Genomic DNA, 15715 nt, shown 5'->3' with positions numbered 1-15715 from the left:
TCTAACTCACCCTTTCTTCCCTTCATGTCCGCGCACATATTTTGCATCGAACAGAAACAATCTTAATATCAGGATCAGCGAAGGGATCAGCACCAGCAGACCCGCAACAAACGCCGTAATCAACGCATACGCCATCGTAGAATTTGTAAAGCTGTCGTAGACATTAATGTAGGGATACAGAACATACGGGAGATGCGAGCGGCCGTAGCCATACCAGGCAAATGCAAATTGCAACATCACCAATATGAATGAAACCCCCAGATGCCGCCGCTGCCATACCAGATAAACTGCTCCTGCAAAGCATATGAAGGATGCAACAAACATCCAGGCTATGTTCAGCATATTGGTAAAATGATCAGGATTTTGTTTGTTAATCTGAAAAAATGCGAGCAGACTCGCAACAATCGTTGGACCGCTCCAAAGCAGCGCATATCCCCGTACGATTTCAAAAGCGACCTTGTCTCCCGCCCTTTTGGCATAATAGGCCAAAAACATTGCCGAGATATACAGCACGCTCACCAGCGCCAGAATAATAACCGCCCACGTGTAGGGATTACTTAATAGCTGACCCCATTGCAGGTGTACACCTGTACTGTTTTCTACAATAATGCCGCCCTCCGAAATAGCGAGAACTGTGGACAGTGCCGCCGGAATCAGCAACCCTGTCGCACCGTACAACGCCATGTAGACGATATTATTTTTACCGGAATGCCCATACGTATTGTATGCATAATACACTCCCCGGATGGCAAGAAGCACAATCGCAATACTGCCGGGAACGAGTAACGCCGTACCATAGTAATAAGCCGCATCCGGGAAGAACCCGTTTAATCCCACCACAAAAAAGATGAGAAATACGTTTGTTACCTCCCACACTGGGGATAGATACCGTTGAATGATATTGTGGATTTTGTTCTGGTGGCCTGTTAACACACTGTAAAAGCTGAAAAACCCTGCACCAAAATCAATGGATGCCACAAGCAAATATCCGAACAGGAACGTCCACAAAATGGCGATACCTACAATTTCATAGCTCACTTGCCTTCAGCCCCTTCCAGGCCCAGCTGCCTTATCTCTTCCACCGCATCCTTATTGCGGAATAGCTTGCTGAGTACCTTAATGGCCGAGAAACACAACACCAGATACAAAATAACAAACAACACCAGCATCCACCCGACACTCGTAGAAGTGGTCGCTGCTTCGGAGACCTTCATATATCCGCGTAAAATCCACGGCTGTCTACCGACCTCCGCAAACATCCATCCGAGCTCAATAGCTACCATCGCCATCGGCCCGACCAGAATGAGCGCCAACAGCAGCCATCTGGGGTATGGTTTGCGGCCTGGCAGGCGCTTACGGATCAGATACAGCAGTGGGATGACGAGAATCAGCACTCCTGTGGTGATTTTGAGGTCAAACATATAATGAATAGACAGCGGCGGACGCTCCTCCACCGGATAGTCATTTAATCCCTTAACCTCCGTACTGGGCAAATTACCAGCCAACACACTAAGTGCATAAGGCACTTTCAAGGCATATTTGATTTCACCGTTTTCATCCATAAAGCCACCATATACAAAGGGGGCGTGCGTCATCGTATCAAAATGCCATTCGGCGGCAGCCAGCTTCTCCGGCTGATATTTGGCCAGAAATTTACCGGATGCGTCTCCGATCATCACGGTGCTGATGGCAAACACAATGGTACAGGTGGCCGTCAGCTTCAGCGCCTTTTTAAAATAAGGGTGATTACGCCCTCGCAGCATGCTGTAAGCAGCCAGCCCCATCAGCACACCAGCGCTCAATGTATACGAAGAAGCCAATACATGGGACACTTTGGTTGGCGTAGCCGGATTTAGCATAGCCTCGATGGGATGAATATTTGTCATGACTCCATTTTTGAGTGTAAAGCCTTGAGGTTGGTTCATGAACGAGTTCACAGTCGTAATAAAAACCGCTGAGGCAGACGAGGCAATCGCTACCGGGATGAGCAGCATCAGGTGAAAATATTTGCTTTTAAACCGATCCCAGGTATACAAGTAGATGCCCAGGAATATAGCTTCGATGAAAAAAGCAAACGTCTCCAAAAATAGAGGCAGCGCAATCGCTTGTCCAGCCACCCGCATAAAGGTGGGCCAAAGCAAGCTGAGCTGTAGACCAATGGAGGTGCCTGTAACGACACCCACGGCAACGGTAATGACAAACCCTCGCGCCCACCGTCGGGCCAGCAGTGTATAATGCGGATCACCAGTTCGCAGCCCGCGCCATTCTGCTAGTGCAATCATTAAGGGTACGCCGACGCCGATGGATGCAAATACGATATGAACAAACAGGGTAATTCCGGTCAGCATCCGGCTTAGCAATACAGGGTCCAGTGAAGACAAATGGGTTTCACTCCTTCATTTCACATTTTAAACATCGCAGATCACTCTGGATTACCAACTAAGGAGTCAAGCGAGCTATGCTTTTAATTACGGCATATAGCATGATGGCCGCAATTACTATACATACAATAATGAGCGTTCTTTCCTGCTTGCGGAACATAGGAACGCCTCCTTCACTTATCTATTGGCGCATTTTGGTAACCTATTCACAGTTTGGTTCATTCTATCGAGTTTTAACCCTGCTTCTGCATTGAATGTAGCAGTATTTCTTTTTAGTGTTTACCTGAATTAGTGTGAGATATGTCATTGTGTTTTTCCTGTATACGCGAACTTATCTTTGGAGACATTCGCAGAATGAGTTACAATACAGATAAGCTATATATGGAGAACTTTTGAACAGGAGGCTGTACTGAGCTATGAAAATAACATCTATCGAGCCTACTCCCAGTCCGAACACCATGATGCTGCATCTGGATGAGCGACTGGAAGCGGGTATCCGCAGAACATATACACGGGACAATGAGCGTTCCGCTCCCCCATTTATCCGGCGCATGCTGGGCATTGAAGGGGTCAAAAGCGTATTTCATACGACTGACTTTGTAGCCCTTGACCGTAAAGGGAATGCAGATTGGTCCACCATTCTGGGTCAAGTCCGGGATCGGCTAGGCGAGGAAGGCGCTGACGCCAATTGGGATTTGCCAGAGGAAACCTCTGGAGAAGCATTTGGCGAGGCACAGGTCTTTGTGCAATTTTTCCGTGGTATTCCAATGCAAATTCGAGTCAAGGCAGGGCAGCAGGAGGAACGAATTTCCTTGTCCGACCGCTTTGTGCAAGCCGTTACCCGTGTAGCAAGTGCAACGCTGATCAAGGAACGCAAGCTGAGCGATTACGGCGTACGCTACGGTGAGCTGCCGGACATTGCACGCGAGGTCGAGCAGGAATTGGAGGCAGCCTTTCCGCAAGAGCGGCTGGAGCAGATTATCCAACAGGCGATTGCCCACGGCGCAAACAACAGCGAATTCGTAGAGGAACGCCGCGAATGGAGCGATGCCGAGCTGGAGAAGGCCCTGCAGCACGAGGATTGGCGCACACGCTACGCTGCGCTGGATCGGCTGGAGCCGACGCCTGAGCATTTGCCGCTTATCCGGCAAGCGCTGCATGACGACAAAATGCAGCTACGGCGGCTGGGCGTCGTCTATCTGGGCGATATTCGCTCACCGGAGGCGATGGATCTGCTAGCCGAGGCGCTGCGCGATCCTTCAGCGGCAGTACGCCGCACCGCAGGCGACACGTTGTCGGACATCGGCGACCCGGTCGCTACCAGCGCAATGATCGGAGCCCTGTCGGATAGCAGCAAGTTGGTGCGCTGGCGGGCGGCACGTTTTTTATACGAGGTTGGAACCGAGGATGCACGTAATGCGCTGGAGAAGGCTGTCGATGATCCCGAATTCGAGGTTAGTCTGCAGGCTAAAATGGCGCTGGAACGCATCGAATCAGGCGAACAAGCCGCGGGCACAGTTTGGCAGCAGATGGCCAAGCGGAACTCTTAATTTAAGATTTTACGAGTGATTTTCAAAAAATTGTCGATTGTCAGAAGATGTACAGGTACGATATACTGTAGTTCGCTATACAATAAAATATCATGTCATACACCTCATCAACCCTGTTTTATGATGAGGTAGAGGTCGCGGATGTAATCAGTACACCGGAGGAGACGATAAGAGCCGTCTGAGATTCCAGTGGAAAGGTACACCCGCCGAAGTATGCGGAGCTGACTCTTTGTAAATACTCCGAATGCTGGGGCTGCTAACCGAAAGGAGCAGAACTGTCACACGCTGTCCTAACACAGACACGTGTGTTGAGCTATCTTGTTATGGAAGAAGGTATGGTGCGGAATGCATAGACAAAACCGCAGGCGTATTCCCTGCGGTTTTTTGATTTATATACTCCCCCTCCTTCTGGCTCTTGCCCTGACATGAAATACAATTTCATGAAGGAGTGTTTGAACGTGCAACACAAAGCAACACCTGACGCAACCTTGCGTAAAAGTCTCAAAGCCCGCCATATGACGATGATCGCCCTCGGCGGCTCTATCGGTACGGGCCTGTTCCTCGCCAGTGGAGGCGCGGTTGCCGAAGCTGGACCCGGCGGTGCGCTGCTGGCTTATGCAGCAGTTGGCCTCATGGTCTACTTCCTTATGACCAGCCTCGGTGAGTTGGCTACATTTATGCCTGAATCAGGCTCTTTTAACACCTATGCAGGTCGCTTCGTCGATCCGGCTTTTGGTTTCGCCATGGGCTGGAACTTCTGGTACAACTGGGCGGTGACGATTGCTGCCGAATTAGCAGCAGCGACCGTGCTCATCAAATATTGGTTCCCGGAAAGCCACTCTGCCTGGTGGAGTCTGTTATTCCTAGCCGTAATCTTCGCGTTGAACGCATTGACAGTCAAAGGCTACGGTGAGTCTGAATACTGGTTCGCCATGATTAAAATTGTGACCGTGGTCATCTTTTTGACCGTAGGTGTGCTGATGATCTTCGGCATTATGGGTGGTCCTGCGATTGGATTTGCCAACTTCACAGTAGGAGACGCCCCGTTCCATGGCGGATTCTTTGCTGTATTGGGCGTATTCATGGCAGCCGGCTTTTCCTTTCAGGGAACGGAGCTGATTGGGGTAGCCGCTGGAGAGAGCGAAAATCCGCGTGAAAATGTGCCGCGCGCCATCCGTCAAATCTTTTGGCGCATCCTGTTCTTTTATATTCTCGCGATTCTCGTGATTGGATTGATCATTCCATATACCAATCCAAATCTGCTGCGGGGAGATATCAGTGACATCGGGGTCAGCCCGTTCACGCTCGTATTTGAAAAAGCAGGGCTTGCGATTGCTGCTTCTGTTATGAACGCCGTTATTTTGACTTCCGTATTATCGGCAGGTAACTCGGGTATGTACGCGGCAACTCGGGTACTATACGCTTTGGCACGGGAAGGTAAAGCCCCGCGTTTCCTCGGACGTATCAATAGACGCGGCATTCCTATGAACGCGCTGCTGATCACGACCGCTGTCGGTATGCTAGCCTTTCTCGCCTCCCTGTATGGAGACGGTGTAGTCTATAACTGGCTGCTGAATGCTTCTGGAATGTGTGGGTTTATTACGTGGGTCGGGATTGCAGTCAGCCATTATCGTTTCCGCCGTGCCTTTACTGCACAGGGCCACAGTCTGAGTGAGCTTCCATACAAAGCCCGCTGGTTCCCGTTTGGGCCGTTGTTTGCCTTCGCTCTGTGTATCATTGTCATTATCGGGCAAGGGGCGGATGCCTTCACCGGACAGGAGATTGACTGGAAAACGATGATCGCTACGTATATGAGTGTGCCGCTGTTCCTTCTGCTGTGGCTCGGCTACAAATGGATCAAACGTACTAAAATCGTTCCGTTAAAAGAATGTGATTTGAGTCCAGATGCTTCTTCGGATAAATAATAGATAACACTAAAAAAAGCCCGTCTCCACATATCAGGGAAAACACGCTGATAAACCTGGTCCAAGACCATTTATCCGCATTTTCACCTGTATATGCCAGGAGACGGGCTTTTTCTGTTTATTTGGAGGAAGGTTCCAATGAAGCTGACAAAGACATGGATAAGGCACGACGACTAAAAACACCGTATATAACAGCAATCAGCGTCAGCACTGCTGAAAACAAGTACAAATTAACGATGCCTAGATGATCTGCAATCCAGCCCATTAACAGGAGCGAAATACAAAAGGTCAAACTTGTCAGTGTGGCCTGGGCAGACAGCACCTTGGGCAAATCATGTACGGACACACTCATTTGCATCATCGTGCGGCGGGATACGACAGACATTTCCGCAGGTAGTCCCATCAACAACACGATAAGCAGCGTCAGCGGCGGTAATGTGTTCAGTGCGTACCATGCTGTCAGCAGCCCATAACCTGCCATCCCCGCCAACATGGCGGGCAGCAGCCTGCGCTGCAAATGCTTGACGCAGGCGAGGACAACGATGCCGCCGCCAATCGCTCCTGCAAAATACGCTGCATTGATGTATCCCCACCATGCTTCGCTCTTGTGCAAAACCTGCTGGGCGAAAGCAAGCGTGAACGCGCCTACCCAAACCGAACCCCCTAGAAGGTCAATCATATCCATAAAAATAAGAGCTTTCAGTCTGCGACTGGCTCCGATAAGGCTCCAGCCCTCACGAAGTATTTCCTTTTTACGTTTGGGAGGTAGTGCGGGGCTCTCTGATTCCGGGCCATACAGTGTATCTTCCAACTGTGAAGGGGGCAAGTCATGATGCCCTTGCCCGGGCTCAGTACCAGTTTCGGAAACCGAAACATCTCCACCTCGTACCCTTGTTCCAGGTTGCAGCAAATAATGGGCTTTGCCCTCTAGTGGATCTCGAATCAAGCTGGTGAAGATCATTGCTACCATATAGAGTCCGCCAGCCACTAGCAGTGTTTTTTCCGAGCCTAGCATGGCTACGAGCACCCCACTAAGCCCCCACCCCGCTAATTGCACCGTCTGATCGCTGACCGACACCAGACTGTTTGCCCGCATGAGTCCTTCCCCGGACGCAAGGCGGGGAATCAGCGCATTACGTGCAGGCGTGGTCCAGCCGTCCAGAAAGGACATGGCTGCCACCAACGTAAACACAATCACCCATATCGGCTCCGTACCCGCTGACCACAAGTGGCCCAGCAGAATAGCGAAGAAAACCAGCTGTCCGAACTGAGAAACGAATAAAATAAAAGGAAGCTGGAATCGGGCCAAAATGAGCGGTGCTAAAAAGCCGCTGATCATCTGTGCTCCCATTCGCAGCAATGGAACGAGCACCGAAGAGAAGATGGAGTCCGTTTCATGAAAAACCAGAGACACAAGTGCCATAATGTAAAGAATGTCGGCCGCATTAGACATGGTCTGCGTGCCAAGCAAATAGGTAAAGGAACGCTTGTGCATATAAATAAAATACTCCTTTGTTAATGTAGCTTTTTACAGCAAGATGATTAGGTCCATTTCAGGGTTACACGAAGATTGCCGGTACTTCCTAGATCCGTAATCTGATAGGAAATGGATTTCAAACCGAGTTGATATAAGGATTGTAAATCCTCCTTGAGACTTCGCTCCGTTCCCTGATAGGCAAAGGTAAGTGTCGTCCCTCCCTTATTTACAATCTTACGTACCTGTTCCTTCATGTCGGCAGATGATTTAACCAGACCCTTGCCGTCTTGCAGCGGATATTCGAGGGTATTGTACAGTTTTTGATACACAACAGCCTTTGATCCTCCGGCAGTTACCAGTGCTGACAAGGTTTCCCGATACGATGTATTCGCTTGAGGATACGGCTTAACCCATGAGTGATCCCGCCGCATTTCGGTATCCGTTAGCAGATAATATGAAGTGCTTACCTCGTTCGCGCGATCCGGGGTTGGATCATCCCATGTCGTATCCATGTGATACCATCGACCATCTAATAAAACCAGATTCCATGCATGCAGCTGGCCCCCTGCTCTTCCTTCCACAATCCGGTTCGTAATGCCTGCACGTTCCAGCATTTTATAGGCCAGCAGTGAATAACCCTGACAGACCGTGCTTCCCGTTTTCAGGCCATCATAGGCTGTGTACTTTTGCTGTGCTTCATCATACTTCAGGCGAACGACGATCCAATCATGAATGGCCTTTACCTTCTCATGATCCGTCATTCCCTTTGTAATAATATCCCCCAGCACCGCTTTAACTGTGCTATCCACATATGCTGTCTGTTCCTTCGTCTCCCGGTAGCTTAGACGAATCGTAACCTGAGCGGAGGTCGTTGTCCCTGTATAGCTGAATGCGTAGCTTTTGATCGTATAATTTACATACGGATCGCTCTCCATGGCCTGTTGGATGGCCGTCTGTAATTGCTGCTTGAGACCGTTCACTCGCCCTTGATATGTAAAGGTCAGCGTTTCACTCCGCGTAGCCATTGCCTGTAAAAGCTTGTTCTGAAGCTGCTGCGATGATACGGATGGAGCCGGCTTAACCGACGTCGCATACACATTGCTGCCCCACTCCACAGCCTGCGGCAGCAACACAGCCAGCGCTGCACCCGCAACCAGACATTTTACAAGCCTAACCCCGATTTTTCTGTTCATACAGAGCGTTCCTGCCCTTCTTAGCATAGTTGTAAACAGCTATATCTTACCATAAAAACAGTTGCCCCAAACGCTCTAGTTTTGTCGGTTGCAGACGAGTAAGGGTGCAGTTCAAGACAGGTTGTGACATCATACTCGGCTATATAACAGATCGGATAATGAGCAAACATGTCGTTCGTAGAGAGTTTTATCACAGCAATCTAGATTTCCTCATGATATGGTACTGGCATCGGAAGTAAATGATATTGATTCTCATTCTAGATCAGAAAGGCTGAGCACCATGCCAGAATGTATCTCACTCCTTCGTACGCCACTGGGTCAGACTGTGCGTTTGCAATCTCTCGCCCCTCTTCATCCCTCATTGCGCCGCCGCTTAACAGACATGGGCATTAACGAAGGTTCCATCATACGGTTAAAAAAAATCAGTTTATTGGGCGGTCCTATTGTCATTGAATGCAACGGCCAGCTGGTCGGCCTTCGCCAAAATCAGGTGAAACAACTGGAGGTTGTTCCAACATGGACATGATCGCTCTATTCGGTAATCCCAACACAGGAAAAACCTCATTATTTAACAAGCTGACTCGTACGTATGCAGAAGTAGGAAACTGGTCCGGCGTCACAGTGGAAAAGAAAACAGGAATCCTGCGTGACAAGTCTGCCGTATTGGTGGATTTGCCGGGCGCCTACTCTTTACTCCCTCTTTCGCTGGATGAAGGTGTCGCAACTCGATATTTGCTGGAAGAACCTCCTACGGCCCTGATCAACATTGTGGATGCCTCCCAGCTCCAGCGTAATCTCTATCTAACCGTACAACTACTGGAGTATGGCCGTCCGCTTGTACTTGGCTTAAACATGACTGACGTAGCCGATGCCACGGGTCTTCGTGTAAACAAGGAATTGTTAGCTGATCAATTGAACGTTCCCATCATTCCTATGGTGGCGCGTACAGGCAGTGGAAGTAAGCAAATGCTCGCTTCTCTTCGGGAGGTAAGACGTACATCCAATGCTTTTCAATTGGACTACGGCCCTGCCGTTGAAGCTGCTATTACCGATATTTGCAACTTGCTGCCAAATGCACCTGTGCCGCAACTGCGGTGGGCCGCACTGCAATGTCTGGAAGGTAATCCTGTCGTCATGGAATGGATGACGAATGAGGTACAGCGTGAACAAGTAACCGCACGCATCCAACGTTGCGAGGAAGAACTTCTCGGTGAAGGCCATGCCATCACCCCTGCTCAGCATATTCGTTCTGTACGAACAGCATGGATTGCTGATCTGTGCACCAAGGCACTCGACACCTCCAAACTCAGACCGCACAGCCTGACGGATAGACTAGATGCACTATTAACTCACCGGTATCTGGGGATTCCGATCTTTTTGCTGCTGATGTACGCTACCTTCAAGTTCACCTTCGATTGGGCGGGTACGATCCTTTCAGATATGCTGGATGGATTTTTTTCAGGGACACTCAGCACTTGGATTTCTGAATTACTCGTTCACTTGAACGCGTCCGCTTTTACGCAAAGTCTAGTCGTGGACGGCATCGTGGCTGGAGTCGGGGGTGTGCTTGTTTTTCTGCCTCAAATTGCTATTTTATTTCTGATAATTTCTGTGATTGAAGACTCTGGTTATATGGCACGGGTCACGATACTCATGGATCGCCTGATGCAAGCCGTTGGCTTGAACGGGAAAAGCTTCATTCCCTTCATCATCGGATTTGGCTGCAATGTCCCTGCGATTATGGCGGCACGCACCATTGAACAGCCCAGAGAACGTCTCATTACCACGTTGCTGGTGCCCTTTATGTCGTGTTCAGCCCGCCTGCCGGTATATGCGTTGTTTGCGGGTGTGTTTTTCCCAACACATGCGGCAAGCATTATCATGCTGATGTATGTGTTAGGAATCATCGTTTCACTTATACTTGCCAAAATTTTTTCCAAAGTATCCATTTTGTCGGGTGAGCCCTCCCTCTTCATCGTGGAACTTCCTCCCTATCGAGTGCCGCAGGCTCTTACACTATTCCGCAGCACATGGGAGAAGGTCAAAGGCTTCGTCCGTAAAGCCGGAACCATTATTCTTGCAGGTTCCGTTGGCATCTGGCTCTTGTCCAATTTCGGTCCGCAGGGCTTCGGGGCAGAAATGAATGACAGCCTGCTTGCCACCGTTGGGGGTTGGTTCGCTCCATTACTGGCCCCTCTCGGTTTTGGCACCTGGCAAGCAGGAGCTTCCCTGCTCACAGGCTTTATGGCCAAGGAAGTTGTCGTATCAACGATGAATATTATTTACCACGTTCCCGATATGCAGGGACTTGAACTACAAGTCAGACAGGCCTTTACACCGCTTGCCTCTTTTAGCTTTATGGTGTTCATTCTGCTGTATGTTCCGTGTCTGGCTACGGTAGCGGTCATTCGTAAGGAAACCCTTTCGTGGCGTTGGACCGCATTTTCTGTGATCTATCCTTTGACCGTCGCATATATCATCGCTGTTTTGATCTATCAATGTGGCAGATTATTAGGCTGGGGTTAAGTCAGGCCCTATAGTAAATAAAAGGAAGTGAATTCCATGATCAATATCATCATTTTATTGGCGATCCTCGGTTATAGTGCATGGGTGCTGGTACGATTTTTGCGAAAAAGCCGTCAAGGCGCCTGTGCGGGGTGTTCGTCGAGCAAGTCATGTCCTGGCTGTGCCGTGAGTTCTATGAATGAAGATCATGCGAAAATCAAGAAAAGTATTTAATTCAAAAACTCATCATTACATGAAAAAAGCGGCTCCGGGGGTTTCTTACACCCGAAGCCGCTTCTTATTTACGCTTAAAGCTCACCGTATTCACCGATATACTGCCAAATGCTCACTTAGCTCCCGCGTGTGGAGATAAACTTCACGATACAGCTCGTATAAGCCTTCATATCGTGCCACACGTTCCGGGTTCGGGGAATATCTCGCTGCTTCGCGCAGAAAAGCTTCAGCGCACGCTTGCAGAGATTCAAACCAGCCGCTACCATAAGCAGCCAGCATGGCCGCTCCCAAGGCAGGTCCCTGTTCGCTTTCCAGCTTAATGATATCCGCGTTAAAAATATCTGCCTGCATTTGCAGCCATGCCTCATTACGCGCACCGCCGCCGATGGAAATCACTTCATTCACCGTTTTGCCCGTTCCTCTCAGAATATCAATGGATTCCTTGAGCGAAAACGTAATTCCCTCCAGCACCGCTCGTGTAAAATGCGCAAGCTTATGCCCCGCATCCATCCCGATAAAGCTGCCTCGAATGGTTGCATCTGGATGAGGTGTACGCTCGCCGACGATATAAGGCGTGAACAGCAGCCCTCGGCTGCCTGGTTCAATAGAGTTCACATCTGCCAACAGTGCATCAAAAGAATGCTCTGGTGCAAAGGTATCCTTAAACCAAGTCAAGCTGTATCCGGCCGCGAGCGTAACCCCCATAATATAATAAGCATCCTGCTCACTATGATTAAAAAAATGTGCCCGTCCCTGCACATCAATATCCTTGCGCTCCTCATAGGAAAGTACAACCCCTGAGGTGCCGATGCTGCACAGGGTGCGGCCTTCGCTCAAAATGCCAGCGCCAATCGCGCCACATGCGTTGTCCGCACCACCTGCAAAGACCTTCGTTTCAGGCGAAAGCCCGCTCTGCTCCGCAATCTCCGGCAACAGTGTACCCGTCTGATCAAAGGATTCCACCAACGGCGGGAACAGCGACAACGGTAGGTCAAACGCGGCAGCGATCTCTTCGCTCCACTGCTTGTTCGCAATATCCAACAGCAGCGTGCCCGCCGCATCCGAATACTCCGTCGCCAGCTCTCCTGTCAGACAGTAGCGCACATAATCTTTGGGCAGCATAAAATGTGCCGCACGGGCCAGCACGTCTGGCTCATGCTCCTGTACCCACAGCAGCTTGGGCAGCGTGAAGCCTTCCAGCGCGCGATTACGTGCGATGTTCAGCAGCTTCGCCCCGAGCTTTTCTTCAATACGACGGCATTGTGCTGTTGTACGCGTGTCATTCCACAGAATAGCTGGACGAAGCACTTGGCCTTCCTTGTCAGTCAGCACAAGCCCATGCATCTGTCCCGAGAAGCTAATACCGTCTACGGCATCTGTGTCGCCGATTCCGGCCTTCTCCACAAGCTGTTTCAGTGATGCTAACGTGCCACTGACCCAGTCCTCAGGGTGCTGTTCGCTATACCCTGCCTTCGGCTGATGGAGCGGATAAGACTGGGAGGTTTCATAGGCCACCTGCCCCTTGCGGTTAACCAGCACCGTTTTGACCGCGCTGGTACCCAAATCTACGCCAATGACATAGCGTTCCTGCTCCTGATTTAGCTTCTCCTGCATTGGAGTTCCTCCTTCCTTGTCATCGTGCAGCCGTTGTTTCATATATAAGTCCTGGTATTAGTCAGCCAAAATGTATTGATTTAATGTTGCTTTCAGATATTCCTGACGACCGGATACGTTTTTACGTGGTGTTTCGTTCGCCAAAGCATATTCAGCCAGAGAAGCAAGCGTTGCTTTTCCGGATACGATGTCTGCTCCAATACCTTCTTTAAAGCTGCTGTAGCGCTTCTCAATAAAGTCTTCAAACACACGATCCTCGATCAGTTTGGCGGCTACCTTCAGTCCCTTCGCATACGTATCCATACCTGCGATGTGCGCAAGGAACAAGTCTTCCGGCTCAAATGATGCTCTGCGCACCTTGGCATCAAAGTTGATACCGCCACGGCCCAAGCCTTCATTTTGCAGCACTTCATACATGGTTAGTGTGGCATCATACAGATCCACCGGGAATTCGTCCGTATCCCAGCCCAGCAGTAAATCTCCCTGATTTGCATCCAGTGATCCCAGCATGCCGTTAATCCGTGCTACACGTACTTCATGATCAAAAGTATGACCCGCCAAAGTTGCATGATTAGCTTCCAGATTAAGCTTGAAATGCTGATCCAGATCATATTTTTGCAGGAAGGCAATCGTCGTCGCCGCATCAAAATCATACTGATGCTTCGTTGGCTCCTTCGGTTTTGGCTCAATCAGAAACTGAGCATCAAAGCCGATTTCACGCGCATAGTCTACGGCCATATGGAACATACGTCCCAAATTGTCCTGCTCCAGCTTCAAATCCGTGTTCAGCAGTGTTTCGTAGCCTTCACGGCCTCCCCAGAAAACATAGTTATCTGCGCCCAGACGTTTGCCCACTTCCAGTCCTTTTTTAATCTGAGCAGCTGCGTGTGCGTATACATCTGCATTGCAAGTCGACGCAGCCCCATGCAAATAACGTGGATGGCTAAACATGTTTGCCGTGTTCCACAGCAGTTTTTTCCCTGTAGCTTTCATATGTTCCTCAATCAGATCCACGATGGTATCCAGATTGCTGTAAAATTCCTTCAATGACGCGCCTTCTGGTGCAATATCCACATCATGAAAAGCAAAATAAGGTAAATTCAGCTTATCCAGCAGCTCAAAGGCAGCCTCCACACGTGCCTTTGCCAAATCCAGCCCGGTAAACTTGGACCATGGACGTTCCGCTGTTTCTACACCAAAGGGATCAGAGCCGCCTGCAACCAGTGTATGCCAATAGGCCATGCTAAAACGCAAATGCTCCTCCATCGTTTTTCCCGCTACAATTTCCTGTGGATTATAAAATTTGAACGCAAAAGGATTGTCGGATTGCTTGCCCTCAAAGTTAATTTTAGATACCTGTTCGAAATAAGCCATTATAAGTTCCTCCTTTGTAGTAAACGTTTACAAAAACGATTCTAGCACAGCCAAAAGACTTTGTCTATTGCTTAAACTAAGTTTGTTTTTATGATATAATATCAGGAATTACACCAACAGGAAGTGAATTAACCATGAATGTCACTGGCGATCAGGCGCTTGTCAAAAGGCTAAATAAATCCATTGTGCTGGAGCGTATTCGCCTTCATGCTCCGCTATCCCGGGCACAGTTATCCAGTCAAACTGGATTAAACAAGGCTACCGTTTCCAATCTGGTGGCAGAGCTCATCACCGATGGACTTGTATATGAGACGGGATTAGGGGAATCCAGCGGCGGGCGTAAGCCTTTAATGCTGCTGTTCAACAGCCGTGCAGGCTTTGTACTCGGTATTGAGGTGAGCGTACAGTACATCAAGGGCGCTCTGACTGATCTGGCAGGTACCATTGAAACTGAGCTTACCCTTTCCCTTACTCAGCATGATCCCGCCTTTGTTATGGAACAGATTCGAAAGCTCGTTCAGGAGCTCATGCAGGCCACTCCTCCCTCCCCTCACGGTATTGTCGGCATTGGGCTGGGGGTGCCGGGTATGGTGGATGAAACCGGAACCGTTTTGTTCGCACCCAATCTGGGCTGGGAAGAGGTTCCGCTGCGGCAGCAACTTGAGGCCGAGCTATGTCTGCCCGTCGTAGTGGATAACGAAGCTAACGTCGGCGCACAGGGCGAGTTGTACTATGGGATGGACGGCGATCACCGACAGCAGGTGCGGGATCTGGTTTACATCAGTGCAGGGTCCGGGATCGGAGCCGGGATTATCATTGATGGCAAACCGTATCAAGGAGCTTGGGGGTACGCCGGAGAGACGGGTCATATGACCATTGATTGGAACGGACGACTCTGCTCCTGCGGTAGTCGCGGCTGCTGGGAACTCTATGCTTCAGAGAAGGCGTATGTAGCATCCACATTGAAACTGCCTGCACAGAATACAACGGAATTACTGCCATTTGCTCAGCAAGGTGAAGCAAGTACATTAAGCGTCCTTGATGATATTGGGCGATATTTGGGTGTGGGTATTACCAACATTGTGAACAGCCTCAACCCCGGAATGCTTATCATCGGCGGTCCACTGGCGGAAGCCAGACCTTGGTTGGAGCAAAGCATGCGTGATGTGATTGACGAACGTGCCCTGCCCTATCACCGTCGGCAACTACAGATTCGTTTCTCCACGCTTGGCAGCCGTTCGACGATGCTAGGTGCCGCCTATGCGGCAACAGCTCCTTTTCTGGGGCGAGTACGCGTGTCTTTATAAGAAAAAAAAGCGTACGGGAACACTTAGGTTCCTGTACGCCCACTTTTCTCGGAATTTTGCAAAATCCTATAAAAAAGATTAGGGACTATAAAAAGGCCCCCTCCGCAGTATGTAACTGCGATGGAGGCCTTATCTATACCCTATAACGATCATAG

General features: G+C 49.7%; 12 protein-coding genes and 1 riboswitch. Of the genes, 6 read left to right on the top strand and 6 right to left on the bottom strand.

Translation table 11 applies throughout. The features are described 5' to 3' along the window. Window positions 1–6 precede the first annotated feature (6 nt). Both NLX78_RS13650 and NLX78_RS13645 read right to left on the bottom strand, forming a co-directional pair. Window positions 7–1038 (bottom strand): cytochrome d ubiquinol oxidase subunit II, encoded by a 1032-nt coding sequence (locus tag NLX78_RS13650; protein ID WP_103050321.1) that lies wholly within the window; start codon window positions 1036–1038, stop codon window positions 7–9. Continuing rightward, window positions 1035–2381: a cytochrome ubiquinol oxidase subunit I gene (locus NLX78_RS13645; protein ID WP_013373071.1), complete on the bottom strand. Its 1347-nt coding sequence runs from the start codon at window positions 2379–2381 to the stop codon at window positions 1035–1037. The genes NLX78_RS13650 and NLX78_RS13645 overlap by 4 nt, the downstream gene beginning before the upstream one ends. A gap of 416 nt (window positions 2382–2797) precedes the next feature. On the opposite strand from NLX78_RS13645, the gene NLX78_RS13640 reads away from it, so the two are divergent. Further along, window positions 2798–3931 carry a virulence factor gene (locus NLX78_RS13640; RefSeq protein WP_254350687.1) on the top strand — a complete coding sequence of 378 codons (1134 nt, stop codon included), beginning with the start codon at window positions 2798–2800 and terminating at the stop codon, window positions 3929–3931. 121 nt (window positions 3932–4052) lie between these two features. Continuing rightward, a riboswitch (Lysine riboswitch) is annotated at window positions 4053–4255 on the top strand. A 134-nt stretch (window positions 4256–4389) separates the two neighbouring features. Beyond that, window positions 4390–5856 (top strand): amino acid permease, encoded by a 1467-nt coding sequence (locus tag NLX78_RS13635; RefSeq protein ID WP_071642967.1) that lies wholly within the window; start codon window positions 4390–4392, stop codon window positions 5854–5856. Between the two features lie 118 nt (window positions 5857–5974). On the opposite strand, the gene NLX78_RS13630 is transcribed toward NLX78_RS13635, so the two are convergent. Beyond that, window positions 5975–7351: an MFS transporter gene (locus tag NLX78_RS13630; RefSeq protein ID WP_250260417.1), complete on the bottom strand. Its 1377-nt coding sequence runs from the start codon at window positions 7349–7351 to the stop codon at window positions 5975–5977. 47 nt (window positions 7352–7398) lie between these two features. Then, window positions 7399–8526 (bottom strand): transglutaminase domain-containing protein, encoded by a 1128-nt coding sequence (locus NLX78_RS13625; protein ID WP_254350686.1) that lies wholly within the window; start codon window positions 8524–8526, stop codon window positions 7399–7401. Between the two features lie 280 nt (window positions 8527–8806). On the opposite strand from NLX78_RS13625, the gene NLX78_RS13620 reads away from it, so the two are divergent. Genes NLX78_RS13620 through NLX78_RS13610 form a run of 3 tightly spaced genes read left to right on the top strand, consistent with a single transcriptional unit; the run spans window position 8807 to window position 11265 of the window. Next, a complete protein-coding gene (locus NLX78_RS13620; RefSeq protein ID WP_016820309.1) occupies window positions 8807–9052 on the top strand; it encodes a FeoA family protein in 246 nt (81 codons plus the stop codon). Next, window positions 9043–11052: a ferrous iron transport protein B gene (gene feoB / locus NLX78_RS13615; protein ID WP_254329531.1), complete on the top strand. Its 2010-nt coding sequence runs from the start codon at window positions 9043–9045 to the stop codon at window positions 11050–11052. Before NLX78_RS13620 ends, feoB begins: the two co-directional genes overlap by 10 nt. 36 nt (window positions 11053–11088) lie before the next feature. Further along, on the top strand, window positions 11089–11265 hold the full coding sequence (locus NLX78_RS13610) for a FeoB-associated Cys-rich membrane protein (protein WP_081112420.1): 177 nt from the start codon (window positions 11089–11091) through the stop codon (window positions 11263–11265). 90 nt (window positions 11266–11355) lie between these two features. On the opposite strand, the gene xylB is transcribed toward NLX78_RS13610, so the two are convergent. Together xylB and xylA are read right to left on the bottom strand one after the other, a co-directional pair. Then, complete coding sequence (xylB, locus tag NLX78_RS13605; protein WP_254350685.1) at window positions 11356–12879, bottom strand: xylulokinase; 1524 nt, start codon at window positions 12877–12879, stop codon at window positions 11356–11358. Between the two features lie 57 nt (window positions 12880–12936). Further along, window positions 12937–14253, bottom strand: coding sequence for a xylose isomerase (xylA, locus tag NLX78_RS13600; protein WP_013311966.1), 1317 nt, complete (start codon window positions 14251–14253; stop codon window positions 12937–12939). A 134-nt stretch (window positions 14254–14387) separates the two neighbouring features. On the opposite strand from xylA, the gene NLX78_RS13595 reads away from it, so the two are divergent. Beyond that, window positions 14388–15560: an ROK family transcriptional regulator gene (locus NLX78_RS13595; RefSeq protein WP_254350684.1), complete on the top strand. Its 1173-nt coding sequence runs from the start codon at window positions 14388–14390 to the stop codon at window positions 15558–15560. Window positions 15561–15715: the final 155 nt, after the last annotated feature.

The sequence above is a fragment of the Paenibacillus sp. Lou8.1 genome (genome assembly GCF_024213565.1).
Lineage (GTDB): Bacteria > Bacillota > Bacilli > Paenibacillales > Paenibacillaceae > Paenibacillus > Paenibacillus polymyxa_B.
This window is presented reverse-complemented; position numbering and strand designations above follow the sequence as displayed.

What these genes read in the sequence shown, in the direction of transcription:
- NLX78_RS13630 (WP_250260417.1), bottom strand. Translation starts at nt 7,351, where the DNA reads ATGCACAAGCGTTCCTTTACCTATTTGCTTGGCACGCAGACCATGTCT.
- feoB (WP_254329531.1), top strand. Translation starts at nt 9,043, where the DNA reads ATGGACATGATCGCTCTATTCGGTAATCCCAACACAGGAAAAACCTCA.
- NLX78_RS13620 (WP_016820309.1), top strand. Translation starts at nt 8,807, where the DNA reads ATGCCAGAATGTATCTCACTCCTTCGTACGCCACTGGGTCAGACTGTG.
- NLX78_RS13625 (WP_254350686.1), bottom strand. Translation starts at nt 8,526, where the DNA reads ATGAACAGAAAAATCGGGGTTAGGCTTGTAAAATGTCTGGTTGCGGGT.
- NLX78_RS13640 (WP_254350687.1), top strand. Translation starts at nt 2,798, where the DNA reads ATGAAAATAACATCTATCGAGCCTACTCCCAGTCCGAACACCATGATG.
- xylA (WP_013311966.1), bottom strand. Translation starts at nt 14,253, where the DNA reads ATGGCTTATTTCGAACAGGTATCTAAAATTAACTTTGAGGGCAAGCAA.
- NLX78_RS13610 (WP_081112420.1), top strand. Translation starts at nt 11,089, where the DNA reads ATGATCAATATCATCATTTTATTGGCGATCCTCGGTTATAGTGCATGG.
- xylB (WP_254350685.1), bottom strand. Translation starts at nt 12,879, where the DNA reads ATGCAGGAGAAGCTAAATCAGGAGCAGGAACGCTATGTCATTGGCGTA.
- NLX78_RS13595 (WP_254350684.1), top strand. Translation starts at nt 14,388, where the DNA reads ATGAATGTCACTGGCGATCAGGCGCTTGTCAAAAGGCTAAATAAATCC.